We start from the raw sequence: 1,498 nt of genomic DNA, 5'->3' as shown, positions 1-1,498 counted from the left end.
GGCGTCAGCGTGCGAACTTCTCCCTGGCCGCCGGGGTGACGGGGGTGAAGAAGTTGACGAGGTTGCCGTCGGGGTCACGGAACAGCAGCGACCGGTTGCCCCAGGGCATCGTGGTGGGCCCGTTGACGAGGTCGGTGACGAAGCCGGTCAGGTTCTGGTGCACGCGGTCCACGTCGTCGACGAGGAACTCGATGATCACGCTGTGGTTGTCCGCCGGGTGGGCGGAGCCCGGGGCGAACAGCGGGACGGTGCCGGCGCCCGCGATCGCGAGGGTGGCGCCCGTGGTCCTGAGTTCGGCGAATTCCTCGGTGGCCCACGCCGCCCGCGCCCCCGTGGCGCGCTCGTAGAACTCGACGAGGCGCGCGACGTCGCCGGTGATGATGCGGACAGAGACGAACTCCATGGGGATCTCCTTGGCCGTGCTGAAGGCGTGCACCGCGCAGGCTAGGAGAGATAGTGGACAGAATCGGTCCTGTAATCGCGCTAGGTTGTGCGCATGCCCCGCCCCACCGCCCGCGTGCTGACACTCCTGGAGTTGCTGCAGTCGGGCGGCACCCGGACGGTGGCCGAACTGGCCGACCGGCTCGGCGTCGAGGGGCGCACCGTGCGGCGGTACGTGGACCAGCTGATCGATCTGGACGTGCCCGTGGAATCGGTGCGCGGCCGCTACGGCGGGTACCGGCTCGCTCCCGGGTACCGCCTGCCTCCGCTCATGTTCAGTGACGACGAGGCGCTGGCCGTGCTGCTCGGCCTGGTCGCCGGCCGCCGAACAGGGCTGACGACGGCGCAGCACACGGCGAACGAGACCGCCTCGGCGAAGATCCGGCGGGTGCTGCCCAGGCACATCGCCCGTCGGCTCGACACCCTCCTGGAATCCCTCGCCTTCACGGAACAGCCCGGAGAGTTCGACACCCCGGACGCCGGGGTCCTGCTCACCCTCGCCGATGCGGTGCACCACCGCCGACCGGTCTCGATCCGCTACACCGACCGCGACGGACGGCGCAGCGAGCGCACGCTGCACGCATACGGGATCGTCGCGCATGCGGGCCGGTGGTACGTCACGGGCGAGGACGCCCGGATCGGCGAGGACCGGACCTTCCGGCTCGATCGCATCGCGGACGCGCGGGCCCTGCCCGGCTCATTCGAAGCACCGGTGGGCCCCGGTCCGGCACAGCGCGTGCTGTCGGCGTTCGCCACGGCCGAGTACCGGCACCAGGTGACCTTGCGGATCCACGGGACGGTCGAACAGATCCGCGCCCGCCTGCCCGCCGGCATCGCGAGCCTGGAGGAGCACGATCCCGCGGCAGGCCGGGACCGGACGACCGAGCGCTGGCTGCGCGTCGAGCTGCGGGCGGAGCGGCTCGACTGGCTGCCTCCCGTACTCGCCTCACTCGACCGGCCGTTCGTCATCGAGCGCCCCGACGAACTGCGCGACCTCGTCACCGCGCTCGCCGATCGCCTCGCGTCCCACGCCCGCCAAGCCTGACAGCGAGGAACC

The 1,498-nt window shown here is 71.5% G+C and carries 2 protein-coding genes; one reads left to right on the top strand and one right to left on the bottom strand.

All coding sequences use genetic code 11. The features are described from left to right. Positions 1-4: 4 nt before the first annotated feature. A complete protein-coding gene (locus ADK41_RS03445; protein WP_030837508.1) occupies positions 5-403 on the bottom strand; it encodes a VOC family protein in 399 nt (132 codons plus the stop codon). 93 nt (positions 404-496) lie between these two features. On the opposite strand from ADK41_RS03445, the gene ADK41_RS03440 reads away from it, so the two are divergent. Continuing rightward, the gene (locus ADK41_RS03440; RefSeq protein ID WP_053670199.1) at positions 497-1,486 is read left to right on the top strand and encodes a helix-turn-helix transcriptional regulator; all 990 of its coding nucleotides are present in this window, start codon (positions 497-499) and stop codon (positions 1,484-1,486) included. Positions 1,487-1,498: the final 12 nt, after the last annotated feature.

Source organism: Streptomyces caelestis, from assembly GCF_001279005.1.
In the GTDB taxonomy this organism is placed as follows: domain Bacteria; phylum Actinomycetota; class Actinomycetes; order Streptomycetales; family Streptomycetaceae; genus Streptomyces; species Streptomyces heliomycini.
Note: the sequence above shows the minus strand (reverse complement) of the source record. Positions and strands in the feature narration are given on the sequence as shown.